The organism is Pseudomonas sp. AC083 (genome assembly GCF_979253165.1).
Genome location: NZ_CEEDDH010000004.1, coordinates 156,307 through 179,632 on the forward strand (window position 1 = coordinate 156,307; position 23,326 = coordinate 179,632).

The 23,326-nt window shown below is 60.7% G+C and carries 17 protein-coding genes; 13 read left to right on the plus strand and 4 right to left on the minus strand.

The genetic code is table 11. The features are described from left to right. The first annotated feature begins 19 nt into the window (after positions 1-19). From aspA to AC0IXA_RS09435, 7 genes are all read left to right on the plus strand, one after another. Positions 20-1,444: an aspartate ammonia-lyase gene (gene aspA / locus AC0IXA_RS09405; RefSeq protein ID WP_016772472.1), complete on the plus strand. Its 1,425-nt coding sequence runs from the start codon at positions 20-22 to the stop codon at positions 1,442-1,444. A gap of 559 nt (positions 1,445-2,003) precedes the next feature. Beyond that, positions 2,004-3,452: an alanine/glycine:cation symporter family protein gene (locus AC0IXA_RS09410; RefSeq protein ID WP_016772471.1), complete on the plus strand. Its 1,449-nt coding sequence runs from the start codon at positions 2,004-2,006 to the stop codon at positions 3,450-3,452. Positions 3,453-3,561: 109 nt separating this feature from the next. After that, the gene (locus AC0IXA_RS09415) at positions 3,562-4,566 is read left to right on the plus strand and encodes an asparaginase (protein WP_071171384.1); all 1,005 of its coding nucleotides are present in this window, start codon (positions 3,562-3,564) and stop codon (positions 4,564-4,566) included. A gap of 172 nt (positions 4,567-4,738) precedes the next feature. Beyond that, positions 4,739-5,734: an AraC family transcriptional regulator gene (locus tag AC0IXA_RS09420; protein ID WP_122705513.1), complete on the plus strand. Its 996-nt coding sequence runs from the start codon at positions 4,739-4,741 to the stop codon at positions 5,732-5,734. A gap of 155 nt (positions 5,735-5,889) precedes the next feature. Further along, positions 5,890-6,915, plus strand: a complete 1,026-nt coding sequence (locus tag AC0IXA_RS09425) for a histone deacetylase family protein (protein WP_197889925.1) — start codon at positions 5,890-5,892, stop codon at positions 6,913-6,915. Further along, entirely contained in the window at positions 6,912-8,006 is a 1,095-nt protein-coding gene (locus AC0IXA_RS09430) for a polyamine ABC transporter substrate-binding protein (protein WP_341638202.1), read from the plus strand. The genes AC0IXA_RS09425 and AC0IXA_RS09430 overlap by 4 nt, the downstream gene beginning before the upstream one ends. Before the next feature lie 142 nt (positions 8,007-8,148). Continuing rightward, positions 8,149-12,753, plus strand: coding sequence for a dermonecrotic toxin domain-containing protein (locus tag AC0IXA_RS09435; protein ID WP_471812749.1), 4,605 nt, complete (start codon positions 8,149-8,151; stop codon positions 12,751-12,753). Here AC0IXA_RS09435 and pdxR read toward each other — a convergent pair. Beyond that, positions 12,710-14,260, minus strand: coding sequence for a MocR-like pyridoxine biosynthesis transcription factor PdxR (gene pdxR, locus AC0IXA_RS09440; protein WP_341638204.1), 1,551 nt, complete (start codon positions 14,258-14,260; stop codon positions 12,710-12,712). The two genes, AC0IXA_RS09435 and pdxR, sit on opposite strands and share 44 nt — an antisense overlap. A gap of 93 nt (positions 14,261-14,353) precedes the next feature. On the opposite strand from pdxR, the gene AC0IXA_RS09445 reads away from it, so the two are divergent. The 3 genes from AC0IXA_RS09445 to AC0IXA_RS09455 are packed head-to-tail and all read left to right on the plus strand — an operon-like array spanning position 14,354 to position 16,118. Next, a complete protein-coding gene (locus AC0IXA_RS09445; RefSeq protein ID WP_341638205.1) occupies positions 14,354-14,977 on the plus strand; it encodes an FMN-binding negative transcriptional regulator in 624 nt (207 codons plus the stop codon). A 10-nt stretch (positions 14,978-14,987) separates the two neighbouring features. Next, the gene (locus tag AC0IXA_RS09450) at positions 14,988-15,434 is read left to right on the plus strand and encodes a GNAT family N-acetyltransferase (RefSeq protein WP_471812752.1); all 447 of its coding nucleotides are present in this window, start codon (positions 14,988-14,990) and stop codon (positions 15,432-15,434) included. Positions 15,435-15,446: 12 nt separating this feature from the next. Continuing rightward, entirely contained in the window at positions 15,447-16,118 is a 672-nt protein-coding gene (locus tag AC0IXA_RS09455) for a GNAT family N-acetyltransferase (RefSeq protein ID WP_341638207.1), read from the plus strand. Between the two features lie 120 nt (positions 16,119-16,238). Here the strand turns inward: AC0IXA_RS09455 and AC0IXA_RS09460 are convergent, their stop codons facing one another. Next, entirely contained in the window at positions 16,239-17,141 is a 903-nt protein-coding gene (locus AC0IXA_RS09460) for a homocysteine S-methyltransferase family protein (protein ID WP_460154358.1), read from the minus strand. A gap of 113 nt (positions 17,142-17,254) precedes the next feature. Between AC0IXA_RS09460 and AC0IXA_RS09465 the strand changes: the two genes are divergently transcribed. Together AC0IXA_RS09465 and AC0IXA_RS09470 are read left to right on the plus strand one after the other, a co-directional pair. Further along, positions 17,255-18,073: an ABC transporter substrate-binding protein gene (locus AC0IXA_RS09465; RefSeq protein ID WP_016772458.1), complete on the plus strand. Its 819-nt coding sequence runs from the start codon at positions 17,255-17,257 to the stop codon at positions 18,071-18,073. Beyond that, a complete protein-coding gene (locus AC0IXA_RS09470) occupies positions 18,070-18,906 on the plus strand; it encodes an amino acid ABC transporter permease (RefSeq protein WP_076564638.1) in 837 nt (278 codons plus the stop codon). The genes AC0IXA_RS09465 and AC0IXA_RS09470 overlap by 4 nt, the downstream gene beginning before the upstream one ends. A gap of 7 nt (positions 18,907-18,913) precedes the next feature. Here the strand turns inward: AC0IXA_RS09470 and AC0IXA_RS09475 are convergent, their stop codons facing one another. Continuing rightward, positions 18,914-19,192 carry a helix-turn-helix domain-containing protein gene (locus AC0IXA_RS09475; RefSeq protein WP_133335567.1) on the minus strand — a complete coding sequence of 93 codons (279 nt, stop codon included), beginning with the start codon at positions 19,190-19,192 and terminating at the stop codon, positions 18,914-18,916. Beyond that, the gene (locus AC0IXA_RS09480; protein ID WP_471812756.1) at positions 19,189-20,538 is read right to left on the minus strand and encodes a HipA domain-containing protein; all 1,350 of its coding nucleotides are present in this window, start codon (positions 20,536-20,538) and stop codon (positions 19,189-19,191) included. Before AC0IXA_RS09480 ends, AC0IXA_RS09475 begins: the two co-directional genes overlap by 4 nt. 368 nt (positions 20,539-20,906) lie before the next feature. Here AC0IXA_RS09480 and AC0IXA_RS09485 point away from each other — a divergent pair, with 368 nt between their 5' ends. Beyond that, on the plus strand, positions 20,907-23,144 hold the full coding sequence (locus AC0IXA_RS09485; protein WP_471812926.1) for an autotransporter outer membrane beta-barrel domain-containing protein: 2,238 nt from the start codon (positions 20,907-20,909) through the stop codon (positions 23,142-23,144). Positions 23,145-23,326: the final 182 nt, after the last annotated feature.

A 23,326-nucleotide genomic window follows, 5' to 3' on the forward strand; every position in this document is an offset into this window, starting at 1 on the left:
TATCGAGATGATTTCTATCATGTCCTCCGCTGCATCTTTCCGCACAGAAACCGACCTGCTTGGCGCCCTCGAAGTACCGGCCCATGCGTATTACGGCATCCAGACCCTGCGAGCGGTGAACAACTTCCGCCTCTCGGGCGTTCCGATTTCGCATTACCCGAAACTGGTTGTGGGCCTGGCGATGGTCAAACAGGCCGCCGCTGACGCCAACCGCGAGCTGGGTCACCTGAGCGAAGCCAAGCACGCTGCCATCAGCGAAGCCTGTGCGCGATTGATCCGCGGCGATTACCACGAAGAGTTCGTGGTCGACATGATTCAAGGTGGCGCCGGCACCTCTACCAACATGAACGCCAACGAAGTGATCGCCAACATTGCTCTGGAAGCGATGGGCCACGAGAAAGGCGAATACCAGTACCTGCACCCGAACGACGACGTGAACATGGCGCAGTCGACCAACGACGCCTATCCGACGGCGATCCGTCTGGGTCTGCTGCTCGGCCACGACGCGCTGCTGGCCAGCCTCGACAGCCTGATCCAGGCCTTCGCGGCCAAGGGCAAAGAGTTCGACCACGTCCTGAAAATGGGCCGTACCCAGCTGCAAGACGCCGTGCCGATGACCCTCGGCCAGGAATTCCGCGCGTTCGCCACCACCATGGGCGAAGACCTCGCGCGACTGAAGACGCTGGCCCCGGAACTGCTGACCGAAGTCAACCTCGGCGGCACCGCGATCGGCACCGGCATCAACGCCGACCCGCGCTATCAGGCACTGGCTGTTCAACGTCTGGCTTTGATCAGCGGCCAACCGCTGGTACCGGCCGCCGACCTGATCGAAGCGACCTCCGACATGGGCGCCTTCGTGCTGTTCTCCGGCATGCTCAAGCGCACCGCGGTCAAGCTGTCGAAGATCTGCAACGACCTGCGTCTGCTGTCCAGCGGCCCACGCACCGGCATCAATGAAATCAACCTGCCGGCGCGTCAGCCAGGCAGCTCGATCATGCCCGGCAAGGTCAACCCGGTGATCCCGGAAGCCGTGAACCAGGTCGCGTTCCAGGTCATCGGTAACGACTTGGCGCTGACCATGGCAGCCGAAGGCGGCCAGCTGCAACTGAACGTGATGGAGCCGCTGATCGCTTTCAAGATCCTCGATTCGATCCGCCTGCTGCAACGTGCCATGGACATGCTGCGCGAGCACTGCATCGTCGGCATCACCGCCAACGAAGCGCGCTGCCGCGAACTGGTCGAGCATTCGATCGGTCTGGTCACCGCACTGAACCCGTACATCGGCTACAAAAACGCCACCCGCATCGCCCGTATCGCCCTTGAAAGCGGCCGCGGCGTGCTGGAACTGGTGCGCGAAGAAGGTCTGCTCGACGAAGCCATGCTCGCCGACATCCTGCGCCCGGAAAACATGATTGCCCCGCGTCTGGTTCCGCTCAAAGCCTGAGCCGACGCGAACTTGTAGCACCGCTCACCAGGTCGAGGGACTAGACACCTCTCACCTTTTGAGGGCTTGGGGATTTTGTCCCCGGGCCCTTTTTTTTAACTGTTTGATCCTGAGACCCGAACGTAGGGGGACTGAACAATATGGAGGTGAGCCCTTGTGGCGAGGGGATTTATCCCCGTTGGGCTGCGAAGCGGCCCCGATACCAACAATAAAGATGTACCAGAAACACCGCGTGCAATGGTTTACGACTGCTTCGCAGCCGAACGGGGATAAATCCCCTCGCCACAAACGCCAAGTGTTTCAAAGCTTCGTTTCGTCGCTTGCACCACTACCGTGCAGACGGGCGCGCCACTGATCGGTATAGTGCCGCCCCTCTTCGCGTGAGCGGTCGTCGGTAACGAGGCCATAACCCATGCGAAACCCGAACTAATAACAAAACCCGCGATATGGATCCGGGACGAAACCTTCGCCTCACCCGTCGTGCCGCGCGCAGACCGGTGTAACACGATGTTTCTCCGCTCCAGCATTTGCACCCACAAAAAACAGCGAGGATAAATCCATGCTCGAAGTCATCAACGACTTCCTCTCAGGGAAAGTACTGATCGTGCTCATTGTCGGGCTCGGTAGCTACTTCACGATTCGCTCGCGTTTCGTTCAACTGCGTCATTTCTTCCACATGTTCGCGGTTTTCCGCGACAGCCTCAAAGGCAGCGCCGGGCAGCTCAGCTCGTTTCAGGCCTTGATGCTCAGCCTCGCCGGCCGCGTCGGTGCAGGCAACATTGCCGGTGTCGGCATCGCCGTGACCCTCGGTGGTCCTGGTGCGGTGTTCTGGATGTGGGTGACCGCACTGGTCGGTATGTCCAGCAGCTTCTTCGAGTGCACCCTGGCCCAGGTCTACAAGCGCGCCGATGGCGACGGCCTGTACCGTGGTGGCCCGGCGTATTACATCCAGCACGGGCTCAAGCTCAAGGGCATGGCGATAGTCTTCTCCGTTCTGCTGCTGGTCACCTACGGCTTCGCCTTCATCGGCCTGCAGTCCTACACCGTGACCCACTCGCTGCAGAACGCCTTTGACTTCAACCCACAACACACCGGGATCGTCCTCGCGGTGCTGCTGGCCATCACCTTTATCGGCGGGATCAAGCGCATCGCTTCGGTCTCCGACCTGCTGGTACCGATCAAGACCCTGGCCTACATCGGCGTGACCCTGTACGTGATCGGCACCCAGATCGAACACGTACCGGCCATGCTGGAAACCATCTTCAAGAGCGCCTTCGGCCTCGACCCGGCCTTTGCCGGTCTGCTCGGCAGCGCCATTGTCATGGGCGTGAAGCGTGGCGTGTTCGCCAACGAAGCGGGCCTGGGCAGTGCGCCGAACGTCGCCGCTGTGGCTGCGGTGAAACACCCGGGCGCGCAGGGCGTGGTTCAGGCTTTCAGCGTGTTCCTCGACACCTTCGTGATCTGCACCTGCACCGCGCTGCTGATTCTGCTGTCGGGCTTCTACACCCCGGGCTTCGAAGGTGACGGCATCGTCCTGACCCAGAACTCGCTGGCCGCCGTGGTCGGTGACTGGGGTCGCATGTTCGTCAGCGTCGCGCTGTCGCTGTTCGTCTTCACCTGCATCCTCTACAACTACTACCTGGGCGAGAACAGCTTGCAGTTCCTCAGCCGCAACCGCGCCCTGCTGATGCTGTTCCGCGGCCTGGTGCTGGCGCTGGTGGTGTGGGGTTCGATGCAGGACCTGACGACGGTATTCGCCTTCGCCGACATCACCATGACCTGCCTGGCCTTCGTCAACCTGGTGGCCCTGGCCATGCTGTTCAAGGTCGGCCTGCGGGTAATGCGCGACTACGACGAGCAGCGTCGCGCCGGCGTCAAACAGCCAGTGTTCGACTCGAGCAAATTCGCCGACCTGGATCTGGATCGCAACGCCTGGCCGGTCAATCCGCCAGCAGCGGCGGGCCAGACTGAAACTGCGCCGCAAGGCGTACCTGCAGCGCAACGCTGACAGGTGAATGACGGGCGCATCCCCCGCGCCCGTCAGTTATTGTGATGCAATAACCTGCAGGATTGAGCCTGCTCGCTCCTGCAAGGCCCTCATCGTTTCGGAGAATCCTATGAGCTCGTCGACCTACCCCGCCGCTCAACACGTCATGGTGCTCTACACCGGTGGCACCATCGGCATGCAGGCCAGCGCCAATGGTCTGGCCCCGGCGTCCGGTTTCGAAGCGCGGATGCGCGACTACCTGCACAGCCAGCCTGAGCTGGTAGTGCCGCAGTGGCAGTTTCGGGAAATGTCGCCGCTGATCGACAGCGCCAACATGACCCCGGCCTACTGGCAGCAACTGCGCGAAGCGGTGGTCGATGCCGTGGACGTGCAAGGCTGCGACAGCGTGCTGATCCTGCACGGCACCGACACGCTGGCGTACAGCGCGGCGGCCATGAGTTTTCAGTTGCTCGGCCTGCATGCCCGCGTGTGTTTCACCGGCTCGATGCTGCCGGCGGGTGTGACTGACAGCGATGCCTGGGAAAACCTCGGCGGCGCGCTGGTCGCCCTCGGCCAGGGCCTGGCGCCGGGCGTGCACCTGTACTTCCACGGCGAACTGCTGGCGCCGACGCGCTGCGCGAAAGTGCGCAGCTTCGGCCGCCATCCGTTCAAACGCCTGGAGCGTCAGGGCGGTGGTGTGAAGGCGCCGTCGATCCCAGTCGCGCTGAACTACAACCAGCCGAAGCAACTGGCGAAAGTGGCGGTGTTGCCGCTGTTTCCCGGGATCAGTGCCGAGGTTCTCGACGGTCTGCTCGACAGCGGCATTCAAGGTCTGGTGCTGGAATGCTACGGCAGCGGGACCGGGCCGAGCGATAACCCCGAGTTCCTCGCCAGCCTTGCCCGCGTACGGGATAACGGCGTGGTGGTGGTTGCAGTGACGCAATGCCATGAAGGTGGGGTCGAGCTGGATGTCTACGAGGCCGGCAGCCGCTTGCGCGGTGTTGGCGTGTTGTCCGGTGGCGGTATGACCCGGGAAGCAGCGTTTGGCAAGTTGCATGGGTTGCTGGGGGCCGGGCTGGAAACGGCTGAAGTGCGCCGACTGATTGAGCTGGATCTCTGCGGCGAACTGAGCTGATCTGTCACAACGCAAATCCCCCTGTGGGAGCGAGCCTGCTCGCGAAAGCCATGACACATTCGGCATCCGTGTGGCTGACACACCGCTTTCGCGAGCAGGCTCGCTCCCACCAGGGATTTTTGTACGGCATATAAATTGCTGCGTTCCAGCCACCTCCAGGCTGGAAGATCCCATGCTCCACTCCCACCTCACCACCCTCAACGCGGTCTCGCTGATCCTCAACACGTTCAAGGCCGAAGGTCTGTCGAGCGAGGCGCTGCTGGCTGGCAGCGGCATCGTGGCGGCGGATCTGCAGCGTGCCGATACGCGCATCACCACCCATCAAGAGATGCAGGTCTGCACCAACGCAGTCGCGCTCAAGCGTGACATCGGTCTCGAATTGGGCCGGCGCATGCACGTGTCCTGTTACGGCATGCTCGGTTACGCCCTGCTGACCTGTGCCACCTTCGGTGACGCTTTGCGTCTGGCGATCCGTTATCCGGCGCTGTTGGGCACGTTGTTCGAACTGAGCCTGGAAGACGATGGCGAGCAGGTCTGGTTCGTCGCTGCTGATTACCGTGAAAGCCCGGCGATGGCGGTGTTCAACGCCGAATTCTGTCTGGTGTCACTGAAAGTCATCTGCGACGACTTGCTCGGCCATCCGCTGCCGCTGCGCGCCACGCGCTTCGAACATGCAGCGCCGGACTATCGCGACAGCTACGCCGAACCCTTCGACTCGCCGCTGCACTTTTCGGCCAAGGACAACGCCTTCGCCTTCGACCGCCATTGGCTCGATCAGCCGCTGCCGCTGGCCGACGCGATCACCCATCAGGCCATGGCAGAGCGCTGCCGCAAGCAGAATCTGGAGTTCACCGGACGCCAGGCCTGGCTGGGGCGGATTCGGCAGTTGCTCAGCGCGCAATTGAATGCCGCGCCGGGGCTGGAGGGGCTGGCGCAGCAGATGAAGTGCTCACCGCGCACCCTCCGCCGGCATTTGAAAGACATGGGCAGCAGCTATCAGGAGCTGCTCGATGAACTGCGCTTCGAACGGGCCAAGCAGATGTTGTGTGAGGACCAGTTGCCGATCTACCGCATCGCCGAAACTTTGGGTTTCAGCGAGACCGCGAGTTTTCGCCATGCGTTTGTGCGCTGGAGCGGCGTGGCGCCGAGTCAGTTCCGACCGCATTGATGGCTGCTCCAGGCATGAGCCTGCATGAACAAGGGGCGAATTGCGGTCAGAGGTTTTGGCCATATCGATCCCCTTTTGGCCGCTCCCGACGTTCTCCGATTCAAGTTGCGCCGCAACACTGAAGGCCACCGAATCAGCCTTGCGGAGAACAACAAATGCTGACGATCTACTCAGACGATCACCACTTGCACCATGGCCGCTGCGAACTTATCGATGGCCAGCTCAAGCCGTGCTTCGAGATGCCGTCGCGTGCCGACCATGTGCTGCAACGCGTGCACAAGCAAAACCTCGGTGCGGTCGAAGCGCCGAAGGATTTCGGCCTGGAGCCGATCGCGCGCATTCACAGCCGTGACTATCTGGAATTTTTCAAAGGTGCGTGGCAGCGCTGGACCGAGTTCAACACCGACGGCGACTTGCTGCCCTACACCTGGCCGGCGCGCACGCTGCGTGCGATCAAACCGACCAGCCTGCATGGCCAGCTCGGTTATTACAGCTTCGACGGCGGCGCGCCGATTACCGCCGGCACCTGGCAAGCGGCCTACAGCGCGGCGCAAGTGGCCCTGACCGCACAAGCAGAAATCCAGCGTGGCGCACGCGCGGCCTTCGCCCTGTGCCGTCCGCCGGGACATCACGCCGCCAGCGACTTGATGGGCGGTTATTGCTACCTCAACAACGCCGCCATCGCCGCTCAGGCCTTTCTCGATCAGGGCCACAAGAAAGTCGCGATTCTTGACGTCGACTACCACCATGGCAACGGCACTCAGTCGATTTTCTACGAACGCAGCGACGTCCTGTTCACTTCGATCCACGGCCACCCGGAAGCGGAGTTTCCGTTCTTCCTCGGCTACGACGACGAGCGCGGCGAAGGTGCCGGTGAAGGCTTCAATTTCAACTATCCGCTGCCGGCCGGTTCCGGCTGGGATGTCTGGAGCGCGGCGCTGGATCAGGCCTGCGACGAGATCGATCGCTATGGCGCGGACATCATCGTCGTCTCCCTCGGCGTCGACACGTTCAAGGACGACCCGATCTCGCAGTTCAAACTCGACAGCCCGGATTATCTGGCTATGGGCAAACGCATCGCCGCACTCGGCAAGCCGACCCTGTTCGTCATGGAAGGTGGCTACGCGGTAGAAGAAATCGGCATCAACGCAGTGAACGTGCTGGAAGGTTTTGAACAATGAAAAAGCGACTGATCGTCTCGGCGCTGTGCGCGGTCCTGCTGAGCGCTGGTGCCCACGCCGAAGAACGCACGCTGCGCGTCTACAACTGGTTCGACTACATCACGCCCAAGGCGCTGGACGACTTCAAGGCACAGAACACCCAGACCAAACTGATCTACGACATCTTCGACACCAACGAAGCACTCGAGGCCAAGCTGCTCACCGGCAATTCCGGCTACGACGTGGTGGTGCCGTCCAACGTGTTCCTCGCCAAGCAGATCGAGGCCGGGGTGTTCCAGCCGCTGGATCGCAGCAAACTGCCGAACTGGAATCACCTTGATCCGAAACTGATGAAGCTGATCGAGGCCAACGACCCGGGGAACAAGTTCGCCGTGCCATACATGTACGGCACCATCCTGATTGGTTTCAACCCGGCCAGGATCAAGGCGGCGCTGGGCGACAACGCGCCCGTGGACAGTTGGGATCTGATCTTCAAAGAGGAGAACATCAGCAAGCTCAAGCAGTGCGGCGTCGCCCTGCTCGACTCGCCGTCGGAAATTCTGCCGCTGGCTCTGCAACACCTCGGCCTCGACCCCAACAGCAAGAAGCCAGCGGATTACGCCAAGGCCGAAGCGCTGCTGATGAAGATCCGCCCTTACGTGACGTACTTCCATTCCTCCAAGTACATGGCTGACATTGCCAACGGCGACATCTGCGTGGCCGTCGGTTATTCCGGCAGCTTCTCGCAAGCGGCCAACCGCGCCAAGGAAGCGAAAAACGGCGTGGTGGTCGATATGCGCTTGCCCAAAGAAGGCGCACCGATCTGGTTCGACATGCTCGCGATTCCCAAGGGCGCGAAGAACACCGAAGACGCCTACACCTTCATCAACTATCTGCTGCAACCTGCGGTGATTGCCCCGGTCAGCGACTTTGTCGGTTATCCAAACCCGAACAAGGACGCCACCGGCCTGGTCGATCCAGCCATTCGCAACAACCCGAACCTGTACCCGACCGACGCGGCAATGAGCACGCTCTACACCTTGCAGCCGCTGCCTCGGGATGCCGAACGCGCACGCACGCGGGCCTGGACGAAAATCAAGTCCGGGACCTGAAACCGCCTCGTTTGCTCAAGACCCGCCTCGGCGGGTCTTTTTTTTGCCTGGCAGCTTTATCTACCGCACGGGTCACCGTCGCGCCTTTTAACTTGCTCTGCTCCGCCGCCCTTGCGGCGTCCCGACAGAGCAGGAAACCACCATGACCGCCATTCCCAAAGCCAGTGCCGTCGATATCGTGACTCAGCTGGTTACCGGCCCCTCGCTGCAAGAAGTCGCATCAAAAACGCTGCGCGAAGCCCTCAAGACGTTGTATCCGAATCTCGACATTGACCCGCGTCTGGCGATGGTCGTGCAACCCGCCTGGGCCATTGTGGATGGTCGAGTGGTACCCGACGGGTATCAGGCTGGATCGCTGACCAACGCCCTGGTGCGGCTCGGCCTGTCCGGTACCATGGTGACGTACCTCGATGGCGAGCATTATCTGACCCTGCAACCCGGCGTGCCCGCCCCTGCGCATCTGCCGGTGAAGATCGATGCGATCGGCCTGTTGCTCAACGAACTGGCACCGCTGCTGTTCATCGCCTACAAGGAGCAGCACGTCGACTACTGGGACGAGTTCACCTATCCCGGGCAACCGCGCTGGCAGCAATTGTCCGAGGCACTGCGCAACCTGTGGAACGTCGATGCCAGCGTCGGCTGGGATGCCGATGAAATCGCCATGGCCCAGGCGATTTTCAAACAGCCCGACCCGCAACAACGCCTGGCCCCCGACCCGTACTCGGCAAAGGCATATCTGATTGATCTCGATCGGGGGAACGCCGACACGCAAAGCCACTTGACCCTGCTCGACGCCGCAGTGTTGGTCGGCAGCATCGCAGACCGTACATTGATTCTCACCCACGCGATTACTCAGGGCTTTCAGCGTTTCGATTCACTGGATGAACTCGGCGAGGCTCTGCTGCGGATATATGGCGCAAACGCCTCGGGCGAAGATCTCAAGTGGCGGCTGGTCGAACCCCAGGGCAATTTCTTCGACCAGCAGGCCTGCACCCTGATTTCCCTGGAAGCGGATGCCTTGGGCAAAATCAGTTTTTTTCAGGACTCCCCTGATAAACGCGTCTATCCGCATACCGGCACGGCCGGCAAACCCGCACAACCGACACCGCGCCTCGAAGCGCACTTCGAGCGTTTGCAGCCGATGCTTCCGGACTGGCTGAACGACGCCCTGCCCATCGATCAGACACGTTACAGCCGGCACCTGCTGGACCTGACGACGCTGCAGCACGAGAACAACGGCAAATCCTTTCAGAACGAAATCACCAGCCTGCAGGCGTTCACTCGGGCAGCGCTGATCAAACAGATTCTCAAGGAGCAGCCCGACGCCAAAGACCTGGACATCGACAACATCGAAATCACCATCACCAGTCTCGTGGTCTGGGGCACGTTTGTGTTGCCGGGAAATACTCAGACTCAGACATGGACGCTGACCGAGCTTGCCCTGCAAAACCTCGCAGGCCTGCCCTTGGGCAACAAGACTGTGCGGTACAAGGATGGCAGCCCCGTACCCGAGTGGATGAGCGCGACTTTTCTGGAGAAGCTGGTCAGCACGGTCGACATCGGCAAGACCTACCCGGCGCATCTCAAGGCCGTACTCATAGACGACTCAGTGCAAGCGTCACGGTTGGAAAGGCTCTATACCAGTCAGCTACGCGTCGAGCTGCCATTGCTGGCATTGCAGCACAAGATCCAGGGCAGAGCCGGCATTGACGAGTCGGGTTATCGATACGTGGTTGCCGCATTGGCCACGACTGACGCAGAACGCTACGTCGATGGCGAGGAAATCGTCATTCGCCCTTTGGCGTTCGTGGCCCATCGCAGCCGCTCCACCGCAGACACTGTCGACAACATGTATGTCATCGGCCCGCGCGATGCCGACAAAGGGCCGTGCGTGCTGTATCGACCGTTGTTCGACAAGGCTCTGCTGCAATATCCGGGATTTGCCAATCTGCTCTTTGCGATCCAGCATTCGCGACATCTGCGCGATTCGGTACTGGCCTGGTTGCCGGACGATGTGCGCTTCAATTACAGCCAGTTCGTCTTCACCGCCAGGCTGCCCTCGGTGTGGACGATCCCGCAACTGATGATCAACCCGACCACAGCACTGGACATGTCAGGCGCGGTCGCGCTGGGCACTCAGGTGATCGCCAGCGATGTCCTCGCCACCCTGCACGAACGCAACGTCAAGGCGCTTGTCACTCAAGCCGACCGGCAATCGGTCTCCGATGCAGAAGCACGCTGGGCCTCGCTGAAACAGGGCGGCTGGGTGATGCTCAATGCCGCACTGCCGTTTCTGGGCCGCAGCGTAGGCACAGCGGCGTGGATCTGGCAGATCATGGATGATCTGCAGGAAATCACCGACGGCGCCAACGAGCAATCGGCGAAAGTCGCCTGGACGGCCATCGCCGATATCCTCCTGGCGCTGGGCATGGTGCTCGCCCATCGTGCGGCAATCGGTGATGCGCCATCGACGCCCGTGGCCACAACGCTCGAAGAGGACACAGCGACGAGCAAACCTGCCGCCAGAATCGTCAAAGCGCTGCGCCAGCCGGACATCACCGGCCCGCAATTGACCGAAGCCCATGGCACATCGATCGACAGCATCACGGCGCTGAAACGATCTCCGTTGGCCCTCGCCAAGCTGTTGGATACGTTCAAGGTCGGCAAGCCCAAAGCGCTTGGCGCTGCCACCAGGGAGGGTGCGCAGCGAGGCCTCTACGCCCACGCAGACAAATGGTACGCCCGCGTCGGTGAGCGCTGGTTCGAAGTCGCGCGCAACCCGCATGGCGATGTGCACATCGTCGATACGCGTCAGCCCATCCGACCTGCCGGGCCCAGGCTGGCCTATACCGCCGACGGCCAGTGGGTAATCGATCTGCGCCTGCGTCTGCGCGGCGGCGGATTGGAAGAAGGTCGCCAAGCTGCGCAAGACATAAGAAACAAGGAGGTGGCCGTATTGGCCGAGCAGATTACTGCGTTCGATTTGACGATGGAGAGCAAAGGGAGCCGTCTCGATGCAGACCGCAACAGCTTGCACGATGCCCCTGCGCAGGCACGCGAGCAAGCGCTTGCGCAGTACCTTGCCACGCTCGATTCACAGCACAACGAATATGCCGCAAACATTAAGCTGATCAAGAAACTCAACCGCAAGCAGTCGATTCCCAACTACCGCACGGTAATGCCGGAGCGGTTGGACATGCAGTTGTTTCTGGGACAGGAGTGGCTGAGTAATAACGCTTCGGATTACCAGCAGCGGCTACTGGCGGTGCAGGCGATATTGGACGACGCACTGCGCGGCGAATCGCAGGCAGTCAGCTCTGCGTTCGAGCAGTTGAATGATGTCACTCAATCCACTATCGAGAAAATGGAGTCGGCTGAAGCCTGCATGGAGGAACTGACCAAGCTGGGAGCGGATGGCGTGGAGATAAAGCAGAAATACAACATCAGCCTGGCGCCCTATTCGTTGGATGATCTGAAGACTCTGCAAATCAGTCTCGGCCAGTACACTTGCATCAAGCCCGGCGATTCCACCGCTCATGTCGAGGCACAACAAGCGCTGGCCGGTCTGTTCGAAGATGCCGCACTGAACGTTCAGAGTTCACGGGACCTGAGCGCCGATGAAAGCCTCAGTGATCTGCGCATGCGCATCGACGCCCTGAGCCAGGTGAGCGAACAGTTTGCTTCCGTGGACAAGCGATTCGATGACCTGGCGAGTGAATATTCCGAACACATACACACGGAGCGACTCAAGCAGTTGCAGGCGCGCGTGGCCGCATTCAAGGCAAGCGCCGACAATCGACTCGCCGATCTGTTGCGCTACCGGCATTTACTGGTGCCGCAAGCCGGTCCGTCGAGACCTTCCACGTCATCTTCGAATCGGCAGATCATCAAGACGCGCAACAAGGGCATCCTGGTCGGCGAACGGAAAAAAAGCATCGACGGCAAAGACACCGATCTGGTCGAAGTCAGTACAGTACTGACGAGAGTCATCGCGACATTCAAGGAGGAGTCGCCGGGTATCTGGGTCGAGCAGAGCGCACGGCCGGCACCGTCGCCAAAAGCCGGGCCCAACCTCAACAACAGCATCAGCGCAGGGCAGGCTTTGATCGACGGGCTGGCGGCGTTTCATCGGCGCATCGAGGCGCGCCTCAAACGCGGCTCGCGCATTCCGGTGGAAGTCGAAGAGGAATACCACAATCACGCCGCCCTGTTGCGCAAGGCCGGTGCCGCCATCGATGAAGCGTTGACGGCGAGTAACCTCACCGCTGCTCTGCATGAACCGTCCGAAACGCTCAACCACAAGCTCGATGCTGCGGCTACGACGCTGGAGGAAAAGGGCACCAGCACGCGAATCCGTCTGGTCAAGCAACAACTACCAACAGCCGCCGGGGTCGAGTGGCTCAAGGACAAGGGCGAAGTGAACATTTCGAAAACCCTGACCCGACGGCGCCTGAGGCGCCATAAGAATGACTTCCTCGACGAGTATCAGATTCGTGATGCGCATACCGACAAGGTCCTCTGCTATGCGCATTTCCATTACAGCAGCGCCGACGCGCCCGATGGCGCATTTTTGCGTGGACACATGAAGACAGTTGCCCAGCACCGCCTCGGAGGCACCTCTGAAATAACCGATGTGGATAATCAGAGACTGATTGAAATCCATCGCAGCGAAATTTCCAGTCGCAGCGCCGAAACGCTGTTCTTCAATCTCGCCAAGCCTGCCGCAGACGCGACAGCGCCGCTTTGATTGCTGGCTCTGGTACAGCAGCGAAACCCAGCACCAGGCCGGCGCGCTTATCCATGGGCGTAGTCGAATCGGGGAGCCAGTAGCTGCTCAGGCCGTTGATTTCTACATCGACCTCAGCGGCCTGAGCGATCAATTGCTGCTCGCGCTCGATGCTGTCCACGGCGACGGTCAAGTGCAGCCCGGCCGGCACGGCGGGCAGTTGACCGACGCCGGCGACCGTCGGCCAGCCTTCGAGCAGGCAGTTGCGTCGGCTCAGCGCAGCCCGGCGCATGCGGCGGATATGCCGCTGGAAATGCCCGGCGGCCATGAATTCGGCCATCACCGCTTGCGTGCTGACCTCCGAGTGCCGCACATCGACGGCGCGGCGTTGCGCGAACGCCTCGACCAGCGCGGGCGGCAGCACCAGATAGCCCAGGCGCAACGCCGGAAACGCGACCTTGCCGAACGTACCGACGTAGAGCACACGCCCCTGACGATCAAGTGCCGCCAACGGTGCCAGCGGTGCGCCGGTGTAGCGATACTCGCCGTCGTAATCATCCTCGACGATCCAGCCGCCGACACGTTCGGCCCAGGCGAGCAGCTCCAGACGCCGGGCCAGGCTCATCACCACACCGGTCGGGTACTGATGAGACGGCGTGACGTAAGCCACCCGACAATCGCTGAGCTGAGCCATGGTGCTGCAATCGATGCCGTCGCTGTCTACCGCCACCCCATGCAATTGCGCCCCCGCTACAGCGAAGGCATGCCCGGCGGCGCGATAGCCCGGATTCTCGATCGCCACGCCGTCCCCCGGCTCGACCAGCAGCTGTGCACAAAGGCTGATGCCCTGCTGCGCGCCACTGGTGATCACAATTTGCTCAGCCGTGCACTGCATGCCGCGCGAGCTGCGCAAATACGCAGCAATCATGCCGCGCAGCCGCGCGTCACCGGCCGGGTCGCCGTAACACAGCTGCTGCAGATCCGGTTTACGCCAGAAAGCCGCGTTGAGCTTGGCCCAGACCTCGAACGGAAACAGATCGAAGGCCGGCACTCCCACCCGAAAAGCGCGCGGCGGACCGCTCGGTGGTCGCGGCAAATGATGCTTTTCAATGCGGGAAAATCCGTCGCTGTGGATAACTTCGCTGGATGAATTCACAGGTAAATCCAGCCAATTTGTGGATAAGGCTGTGGGTAAGCTTGTTGAAAAGCCTGTGGATGAATTTGTGGATAGTTTTTTCTCAGGCGTGGACGCATGAGCCAATTGCGCCACGTAAGTACCGTCGCCGACGCGCCCTTCGATAAAGCCCTCGGCATACAACTGATCGTAGGCGCGCACCACGCTGTTGCGGGAAATGCCCAGCGCCGAGGCCAGGTCTCGGCTGGCCGGCAATCGCGTGCCACTGGCCAGACGTCCATCCAGCACCCGCAGGCGCAGAGCCTGATAGAGCTGGCGGCTCAGGCCCTGACGGCGATCAAGTTCGATACCGGCCGGATTGAAAGGCATCGACAAGGGTGGCAGATCAGGCATGGCGAATGGACCTATGAAATGGCTCAGCAATGGCTCTTACAACGGACCAATAGCCTGCCTAGGATGCACGCATTCGCCAAGGAAAATCTGTCCATGTACACGCCACGCGCCTTTGCCATCGAAGACTTGTCCCAATTGCACGAACTGATCCTCGCCACGCGCCTGGCCATTCTGGTCAGCCACGGTGACAGCGGCCTGCAAGCCAGCCACGTGCCGGTGCTGCTGCATCGTGAACAGGGCGAATACGGCACGCTCTACGGCCATCTGGCCAAAGCCAATCCGCAGTGGAAAGACCTGCGTGACGGCGCCGAAGCCATGCTGATCTTCGCCGGCCCGGACGCCTACGTAAGCCCCGGCTTCTATCCGAGCAAGGCCGAGCACGGCAAGGTCGTGCCGACCTGGAACTACATCGCCGTGCACGCCTACGGTCATGCCGAGACTTTCAGCGATGGCGGGCGCCTGCTCGACATCGTCAGCACCCTCACTGACCGTCACGAAGCGGGCCGCGCCCAGCCATGGTCGGTCGAAGATGCACCTGCCGATTACATCGACGGCATGCTCAGGGCCATCGTCGGGTTTGCCATTCCCATCGACCGCCTCGAAGGCAAACGCAAGCTCAGCCAGAACCGCAGCGCCGAAGATATCGCCGGGGTGCGCGAAGGCCTCGCCGCCAGCCCCGACGCCAACGATCAAACCCTCGCCCGCCTGATGCGCTAAGGAAATCGCCATGACTGAGATCGACATTCGCCCGGTCAGCGCCAACGACCACGCCGCTTGGCTGCCGCTGTGGCAGGCGTACCTGCGCTTCTACAACACGGAACTGCCGGACGTCGTCACCCAGAGCACCTGGCAGCGTTTTCTCGACCCGAATGAACCGACCCACGCCGCCCTCGCCTGGGCTGAAGGCAAAGCGCTGGGCATGGTGCATTACATCTATCATCGCTCGAACTGGAGCATCGAGAATTCCTGCTATCTGCAGGATCTGCTGGTGGTGCCGGAAGCCCGTGGCACCGGTGTCGGTCGGCTGTTGATCGAGCATGTCTACGCTACCGCCAAGGCTGATGGTTGCTGCAAAGTCCACTGGCTGACCCATGAAACCAACGCCACGGCGATCCAGCTCTACGAGCGCATTGCCGAACGTCCGGGATTCATCCAGTTTCGTAAAGCCCTTTAAGGAGACGCGCACATGACCGCTTCACTCGCTGACTGGAAAGGCGTCCCCGCCCCCTCCGCCACCCTGCTCGAGGGCCGTTTCATTCGTCTGGAAAAACTCGACCCGGCGCGGCATGCCGAGCAACTGTACGCCGCCCTCGAAGGGCCGGGTGCCGATCCGAAGCTCTGGGATTACTTGCCTTACGGTCCGTTTCGCGAGCGCAGCGCGTTCAACGACTGGCTGAACAATCATGCGGCCAACAGCGACCCGTATTTCTTCAGCGTCATCGACCGCGCGACTGGTCAGGTCCAAGGCATCCTCAGCCTGATGTCGATCGTCCCGGCGCAGGGCCGCATCGAAATCGGCCACGTCACTTTCGGTGCTCCAATGCAGCGCTCGCCGAAAAGCACCGAGGCGGTGTACCTGCTGGCCAAGTATTCGTTCGAGCTGGGTTACCGGCGCCTGGAATGGAAGTGCAACAACGGCAACGCCCGCTCCAAATACGCGGCGGAGCGTCTGGGCTTCAGTTTCGAAGGGGTGTTTCGCCAGCACATGGTGGTCAAGGGGCAGAACCGCGACACCGCGTGGTATTCGATTCTGGATGGGGAATGGCCAGCGATTGGTGCCGGGTTCGAGCGCTGGCTGAGCAATGAAAACCAGACGCCTGGTGGCCAGGTGAAAGGCTTGGCCGAGTGCCGTAGCTGATCGTCACAAAGCCCCTGTGGGAGCGAGCCTGCTCGCGAAGGCGCTGTGTCAGTCACTGAAATATTGACTGACTGACCGCTTTCGCGAGCAGGCTCGCTCCCACAATTGGCGGGTTCTTTCTTAACGACGCAGTTCTTGCGCCAGCACCGCAATGTGCTCCGGGCCGATCCCGCAGCAACCCCCCAGATGACTGGCGCCGCGCTGTTGCCAGTCCAGCGCCCAGTGCAGATACCCCGGCGGATCGAGATCATCGCGCAACGGGTCGAGCCCGTCGTTGGCCGTGGCTTCCTTCGGTTGCGGAGGAAAGGCATTGGCATACGCGCCGATGTTGATCGTGACGCCGAGACGCTCAAAGGTTGCGCGCGCCGCGTCGATGGCCGCGCCAATCACTTCGGGCTGACTGCAGTTGAACAGCAGGGTCTCGACGCCAAGTTCAGCCGCCAGCGCAGCCGCTTCGGCTACCGGCTCACCGGAGCGCAGGCGTGGCACTTCATCGGTGTCTTCATCCTTGAGGGTGAACGACAGCCAGAACGGTTTGCCGTCCTTCGGCAACCCGGCGTGAATGGCCCGCGCCTCGATAATCGAACTCTGGGTTTCCGCCAGCCACAGATCAACATGCGAGGCCAGCCCATTGACCAGCGGCGTCAGCAGCTCGCTCACGCGATCCGCTTCGAACAGATCCGGACGATACGAACCAAACAGCGGCGGCAACGAACCGGCAACACGCACTGGTTTGCCCGATGCCTGCACCGCCCGCCGTGCCAACTCCCCCGCCAGTGCCGCGAGCGCTTGGCCCTCAGCCGCAAAGCGCGCCTCGCCAATGTGAAACGGCACCACCGCGTAACTGTTGCTGGTGATCACGTCGGCGCCGCTGTTGATGTACGCGGCATGCACCGCTTCGACCGCCTGCGGCGCTTCACTCAGCGCCAGTGCCGACCACTCCGGTTGGCGAAACGGCGCGCCGGCGCGTTGCAACTCGCGTCCCATGCCGCCGTCGAGAATGACCCTGTTCGCTGCGCCCATATGCTTTTCACTCATATGCTTATGAAAATAACTCACTATCAGAGTCGTTCTTATAACTATTTAATACGCACCACTCAGTTAATAACAACCTCTTTTTTCAACAGGAAGCGACTGTGAAACTCCAACCGCTATTGGCCCTGGGCCTGACCATTCTGGCCTCCACCCAAGCCTTCGGCGGCGCGACGCTGGACCGCGTCGAGCAGAAAAAAGAGCTGGTCGGCGTGCTCATGGAAAGCTATCCGCCCTTCTCGTTTCTCAATGAGCAGAATCAACTCGACGGTTTCGATGTCGACGTTGCCAAAGCGGTGGCGGACAAGCTTGGCGTCAAACTGCGTCTCGAAACGCCGTCCTGGGACGTGATCGCCGCCGGCCGCTGGAGCGGGCGCTACGACATCTGCATCTGCTCGATGACCCCGAGCAAGGCCCGCGCCGAAGTGTTCGACTTCCCGGTCGAGTATTACGCTTCGCCAGCGGTGATCGTGGTCAACGCCAAGGACGATCGCATTCACAGCGCCAAGGACCTGAGCGGCAAAAAGGTTGGCCTCACCAGCGCCTCCAGCTACGAAAGTTATCTGAACAAGAACCTGGTCATCGAAGGCGCCGAGGATACGCAGTTGCAGTATCCGTTCGAGGATGTGCAGATCGCTCCGTACGACACCGACAACGTCGCCTTCCAGGATCTGGGCCTGGGCGCCGGCGTGCGCCTGGATGCGATCCTCACCAATCTGGTCACCGCGCAGCCGCGCCTGAATCAGGACCAGCGCTTCAAATTGGCCGGCGAACCGCTGTACTCGGAACCGAACTCGGTGGCCATCGAAAAGGGTGACCCGCAATGGGACGCCAAGGTACGCGAGGTGTTCGCACAACTGAAACAGGACGGCACCCTGAGCAAGCTGTCGCAGAAATGGATCGGCGCCGATATCAGCCAATGACTTCTTTTCCGACCCCGCCACAGCCACCGCAACCGGTGGCTGAAACACGCCTGCAAAAGCTCTTTGGTTTCCGCACGCGCCTGTACCTGACGTGGGCGGCGCTGTTCTGCCTGTTCGCCGGATTCTTCCTCAGCTTCGACCTGAAGTTCGCGATCATCCTCGACAAACTGCCCAACCTCGTTGGCCTGAAGCTGGCGCCAAACGGCTTCCTGCAAGGCGCAGCGCTGACCCTGTTTCTCTGCGCCTGCTCGATCATCGCCTCGTCGCTGCTCGGTTTCATCACCGCGCTGGCGCGCCTGTCGAGCAGCGCCGTGGCGTTTGGCATCGCCAGTTTCTACACCTCGTTCTTTCGCGGCACGCCATTGCTGATCCAGATCCTGCTGATCTACCTCGGCCTGCCGCAACTGGGCATCGTCCCCGGCGCCATCGTCGCCGGCATCATTGCCCTGTCGCTGAACTATGGCGCCTACCTGAGCGAAATCTTCCGCGCCGGTATCCTCGGCGTTGATCACGGCCAACGCGAAGCATCCCTGGCACTGGGCCTGCGCGAAAGCGTGATCTTCTGGCGCATCACCCTGCCCCAGGCCATGCGCACGATTATCCCGCCGACTACCAACCAGTTCATCTCGATGCTCAAGGACTCGTCGCTGATCTCGGTGATGGGTGTCTGGGAAGTCATGTTTCTCGCCCAGTCCTACGGGCGCTCAAGCTATCGCTACATCGAAATGCTCACCACGGCGGCGATCATCTACTGGCTGATGTCGATCGGGCTGGAGCTGATTCAGGCACGGATGGAGCGGCATTACGGCAAGGCGTATGTGCGGCGTGGCTGAAGCGTATTCAAACGGTGTCCCGACGTATCCGCACAACGCCCATTTTCATGCCGAACGGGCGGAACACAGCGTTCAGCGACTTCAGCGTCTGATTGCCTTCGCCATGTTCGATATGCACCAGCGTGCGCACTGAGATCTTGCACATCTTCGCGAACTGAGTCTGATGCAGACCGGTGACTTCGACCCGTAAACGGCGCACGGCGTCACCGATTTCCAGAGTGCCTTCGGCCAGCGCTTGCTGAATGCTTTCGATGAGCGCCGTGCGCTCGAGGACGGTCAGACTCATTGCAGGTCCCACTCTTTCAAACGTTGCTCGAGGTTTTTCAGATGAACGCTCGGGTGATTCATGGTTCTGGCGGGCAAACCGCTGGCGGCAAGAATATCCGGCAGTGCGGCCAGACGGCGGGCATCCGCGCGCAGGCCTTCGAACAGCGCCGAGGCATCCAGCCCCGCCAACGAATCGTGCGGATCTGCGCTATCGGCCAATACGCGGCAGACACCTCGCCAATCGACATCTCCCGCCCGCTCCAATTCTCTTGGCCATTTGGTCGTACGAGTCACGCCTTCGTCATCCATGACCATCGGGGCGAGGTCATAAATCGGCGCGAGTTGGAAAGCGTTCTCTTGCCGGATGATCGCCGTGTTACGACCGTGGTTATCTGAGTTTCCGAGGATTTTATTGATCAGGTCGCGACGCAGATAATCGGCGACGAGGCCGGGAATCTGGCTGGCCTGACCCGCTTTGCGCCAGAGCCCGGCGAGCATGCGGATCACTTCCAGATGATTCATGGCGCTGCCTGGCGTCGTCACTTCTGCCAGCGAATAAATCGATTCGACGGCAAAACGCGACACCGCCCCATCTTTCACTTGTCGATCAAAACGCCGCATCCACAAACTCGGTTTGTTCGCCTCTTCCAAGCCCAGGCCTTCTGCCGCGACCGTTTCGATGCCCAATGTCTGCAGCGCTTTGTAGTAATGGAATTCGCTGCGCAGGATGTCCTGGTCGGTCTGCCCGCCCCTGTTTCTGGCGAATTTCACGAACCAGTGCTGTCGCACTTCTTCATCGTCCAATACCGCGTCGGGATACAGAAGCCCGGCGCTGTTTTCTGCCAGTAATAGCTTCGGAGCTTCCCCACCTGCCCCCGTCGCGCCACCGATGGCCGCGCCTAGCTCGTAGGCATATTCAAGAAAGCGGTTGTCGCGGCTAATGACCTCCTCGCGCTTGAATCCGATCGGCTTCCTCTCATCGACTGCTTCCGCCGATTCCTTTATTCGCATGTTGCCAATGGGAGCCGGTGTACTGCGCCCCAGCAGAAACAGATCGGCGCTGATCTCGGCGGGTCTTTCCTGACCCAGGCGGGCGAGCAGAAACCGCTTGGCTGCGCCGGCCGGTGCGATGTCGTGGACAAAGGCTGGTGTCTTCGCGCGCCGACCTTCCCAATCCAGCGGATACAGGGCACTCACGGCTTGGGAAAAAGGCGACCCGATCAACTCGATGTTTTCCACCAGATAGTCCGCTTCATAGCCAAAACTGCAGCGGCTTTCGAAGCCTTTTTCCGGATCATCGAAGTCAAGAATCATCGCGTCGCGCCATTGCCCGGCGGTGAAGATCTGGAGTGTCAGGTTGTACATGTTGATTCCGTATGCATTTAAATGCAGCTGGACGAGAGAAAACCGTCAATAAATGCAATATAGTGCATTCGCGGAGTTTCAGTTGCAGGATATCTGCAACAAAATGCAGTTCTATCTTAGCCATTGGCAAGGTGCATGCAAAATAATGCAGGTAAGCGCCTGACCTCACTCCGATAAGAATGCGCCAACAGTACCAAGCCGTAGGAAAAAGAACCGGCGATGCTGCGTAAAAGCTCTGTTTGCGAAATCCCGTGAGGATTTTCGACAGAACGATCCGACGTCGCCTGCACAGCATCAGGAACCGACCGACATCGTTTTTTTCAACGCAGCAATAGAGTTGAGCCTTTCATACAAGGAGGTTGAACTCGATGCCTGCCCTACACAAATACCGTCCCCATCACCTCGCTCTGGCGATCGCGCTGACGATCGGATCTGCCGAGGCGTCCATCGAACAGCTGCCCGACGTCCAGGTTTCTGCGCAGATCAGCGAAGACAAAACCGCCAAGCCTCGAAAGAAGAAAACACCCACACCGAAAGTGGATCCTGATGACTTGTTTGCGATCAAGGAATTCATCGGCCCGCTGGAGCACACTTCTCCGTCGCCCGGGCAGGCCTCTGAGGCGCCTTCGGTCGATGCCATACGCGCGACGGTTGCGATCGAGGATTTCAGTCCGGCCTTTTATGAAGGGCTGGAGTTTCCAGAGTTCGTGGTGGAGGAAACCGGCGATGAGGAATTCGATCTCGTCGACCCGTTTGAACGCGACATGTTGGCGATCACGACGCAGCGCTCCTTTGTCTCGAGCCCGCTCGAGAATATCGACGGCGTATCCCTGCAACTGGGCGATGGAGATGACCTGCTGGTGATCAATAAGGGCGCCCGTTGGGACGGTCGCCTGGACGGTGGCAAAGGTGCGAACGGGCTGCTGTTCAATGCCGTAGAAGGCGGCGAGATCGGTGAGACGCGCAATTTCTCAGCCATGCGTATCGCACGTGGACAGTGGACCCTGCGTCACGCTTTCGAGGGTGATGCTGACGTCAAAGCCGACGCCGTGCTGCTCAACTACGCATCGATCAATGGTGTCGATGTCGACCCGGGAGCGGTTTTTGGCGGTTATGGACACGTGACGGGGCTATATGTCGCAGGAACCCTGCTTGCCAGCCAGCAACACGGCTCTCCCAATATCAAAGGCAATCTGACGCTCCATCAGGACGCTGTGTTTTCTTACGCCGTATCTGCCGACCGCGGCTCAGATCCCGTGCATGTTCAGGGCACCGCGAGCCTGGGAGGTGCGCGTGTCGAGATTTATGGCGTACCGGGCGACTACGCTCGTACCAATGAGTATCGGCTGTTGTCTGCAAACGTCATTGATGGCGAGTTCGGTGAGGTCACCACCAATCTGGCCTACATGACACCAACGCTCTCCTATGAGCCAAACGCGGTGAACCTGCACTACGTGCGCAACGATGTAGGGTTCGAACAACTGGCCCGAACGCGCAGTGCTCGTTCGATTGCGCAGAGCTTGGATAATCGAGGGGCTTCCACTCGAGCTTTCGATATCGGCACCAACAGGGCCGTCGCCGCACTGCTGACCAGCGATAAAACCACCGCACCCATCGCGCTCGATCAACTTGCCGCCGGCAACAACGCCAACCTCGCCAAAGCCACGCTGAGCAGTGTCACACCCGTCAGTGCGAGCATGCTTTCGGCGATGCGGCAGCTGGACAATCATTCCGCCTCGACCTACGGCTCGCGCAGTTCACCGCGTCAGGCCGCAGGCAGCGAAGACTCCGGGCGGGTGTGGATTCAGGCGCTGGGCCACGGTGGCAAGGTTGACCGCGACGCTGACGGCATCCTCCGACATGCCACGCAAGGGCTGGTCGTGGGCGCTGACTGGCGACTCGACGAGCACTGGCATGTCGGCCTGCTTGGCGGCAAATCGCAGACCAAACTCGATGCCCGCCAGTACGACGGCGATCTCAATAGCTGGCATCTTGGCGCCTATGCCGTGCGTCAGGACGGCCCGCTGTCGCTGCGTCTCGGCGCGACCTACGCCAGCCATGACGGCAGCAGCACACGGAGGGTGGCGTTCAAGGGTTTCAGCGATCGTCTTAAGGGAAACTACGACGCCAATACTCAACAGGCATTCGCCGAAGCCGGATTCAATCTGGGCCGGGATAGCGTAACCCTCGAGCCCTACGCCAGCCTCGGCTATCAGCGCTATCAACGCGACAGCTACAACGAAAAGGGCGGCGATGCGGCGCTGAAAGTCTTCGGGCAGACCCGCGACAACTTCAGCAGCACCTTGGGCCTGCGGCTTGCGCAGGTCAATACGCTGGATAACGGCATGCATTTGACCCCGCGCTTGAGCGCAGGCTGGAAACATACCTACGGTGACATCGACAGTGACACCCGCCAGCAACTGCGCAAGGGCGGCAGGCGCTTCGAAGTAACCGGCGCGGCACTGGATCGGAACGCACTGTCGGTGGATGCGGGGCTCGACCTTGGTCTTTCGGCGGCGCACACACTGGGCGTGGGTTTAACAGGTGAGCTGGGTAATGACAGCCGAACGTATGGCGTAGCGGGTCAATGGCGCATGGCGTTCTGATGGATCAAGCACGCCTCCTGTGGGAGCGAGCCTGCTCGCGAAAGCGGTGCATCATTCAAAGATGCTATTGGCTGACCTGGCGCATTCGCGAGCAGGCTCGCTCTCACATGTGGTCCCAGACAATGACCTGACAAGGTCGAAAATCACAGAAAAAAAAAGGGGAGCACGTGCTCCCCCGAGGT

What these genes read in the sequence shown, in the direction of transcription:
- AC0IXA_RS09410 (WP_016772471.1), top strand. Translation starts at nt 2,004, where the DNA reads ATGCTCGAAGTCATCAACGACTTCCTCTCAGGGAAAGTACTGATCGTG.
- AC0IXA_RS09435 (WP_471812749.1), top strand. Translation starts at nt 8,149, where the DNA reads ATGACCGCCATTCCCAAAGCCAGTGCCGTCGATATCGTGACTCAGCTG.
- AC0IXA_RS09475 (WP_133335567.1), bottom strand. Translation starts at nt 19,192, where the DNA reads ATGAGTCTGACCGTCCTCGAGCGCACGGCGCTCATCGAAAGCATTCAG.
- AC0IXA_RS09420 (WP_122705513.1), top strand. Translation starts at nt 4,739, where the DNA reads ATGCTCCACTCCCACCTCACCACCCTCAACGCGGTCTCGCTGATCCTC.
- pdxR (WP_341638204.1), bottom strand. Translation starts at nt 14,260, where the DNA reads ATGCCTGATCTGCCACCCTTGTCGATGCCTTTCAATCCGGCCGGTATC.
- AC0IXA_RS09425 (WP_197889925.1), top strand. Translation starts at nt 5,890, where the DNA reads ATGCTGACGATCTACTCAGACGATCACCACTTGCACCATGGCCGCTGC.
- AC0IXA_RS09485 (WP_471812926.1), top strand. Translation starts at nt 20,907, where the DNA reads ATGCCTGCCCTACACAAATACCGTCCCCATCACCTCGCTCTGGCGATC.
- AC0IXA_RS09445 (WP_341638205.1), top strand. Translation starts at nt 14,354, where the DNA reads ATGTACACGCCACGCGCCTTTGCCATCGAAGACTTGTCCCAATTGCAC.
- aspA (WP_016772472.1), top strand. Translation starts at nt 20, where the DNA reads ATGTCCTCCGCTGCATCTTTCCGCACAGAAACCGACCTGCTTGGCGCC.
- AC0IXA_RS09470 (WP_076564638.1), top strand. Translation starts at nt 18,070, where the DNA reads ATGACTTCTTTTCCGACCCCGCCACAGCCACCGCAACCGGTGGCTGAA.
- AC0IXA_RS09450 (WP_471812752.1), top strand. Translation starts at nt 14,988, where the DNA reads ATGACTGAGATCGACATTCGCCCGGTCAGCGCCAACGACCACGCCGCT.
- AC0IXA_RS09460 (WP_460154358.1), bottom strand. Translation starts at nt 17,141, where the DNA reads ATGGGCGCAGCGAACAGGGTCATTCTCGACGGCGGCATGGGACGCGAG.
- AC0IXA_RS09430 (WP_341638202.1), top strand. Translation starts at nt 6,912, where the DNA reads ATGAAAAAGCGACTGATCGTCTCGGCGCTGTGCGCGGTCCTGCTGAGC.
- AC0IXA_RS09480 (WP_471812756.1), bottom strand. Translation starts at nt 20,538, where the DNA reads ATGTACAACCTGACACTCCAGATCTTCACCGCCGGGCAATGGCGCGAC.
- AC0IXA_RS09455 (WP_341638207.1), top strand. Translation starts at nt 15,447, where the DNA reads ATGACCGCTTCACTCGCTGACTGGAAAGGCGTCCCCGCCCCCTCCGCC.
- AC0IXA_RS09415 (WP_071171384.1), top strand. Translation starts at nt 3,562, where the DNA reads ATGAGCTCGTCGACCTACCCCGCCGCTCAACACGTCATGGTGCTCTAC.